This window comes from Aquabacterium sp. A08, from assembly GCF_011742065.1.
Window position 1 is genome coordinate 1 of the sequence record NZ_JAAQQT010000490.1, and the last position, 233, is coordinate 233.

At 64.4% G+C, this 233-nt stretch carries 1 protein-coding gene; it reads right to left on the reverse strand.

The window, feature by feature from the left end; all coding sequences use genetic code 11:
• The coding region (locus HA630_RS02805; protein ID WP_166832244.1) for an aldehyde dehydrogenase family protein at nt 1-233 on the reverse strand (233 nt) is incomplete at both ends.

A 233-nucleotide genomic window follows, 5' to 3' on the forward strand; every position in this document is an offset into this window, starting at 1 on the left:
ATCAGCGGGCCCTGGTTCACGCCGTCCTCGAAACCGTTGCCCACCTTGGCGGTGGCCACCTTGGCGGCGAACTTGGTCACGAACTCGTCGTACACGCCTTCCTGCACGTAGATGCGGTTCGAGCACACGCAAGTCTGCCCGGCGTTGCGGTACTTGCTGGCAAACGCCCCTTCCACCGCCGAGTCGATGTCGGCGTCGTCGAACACGATGAAGGGCGCGTTGCCGCCCAGTTC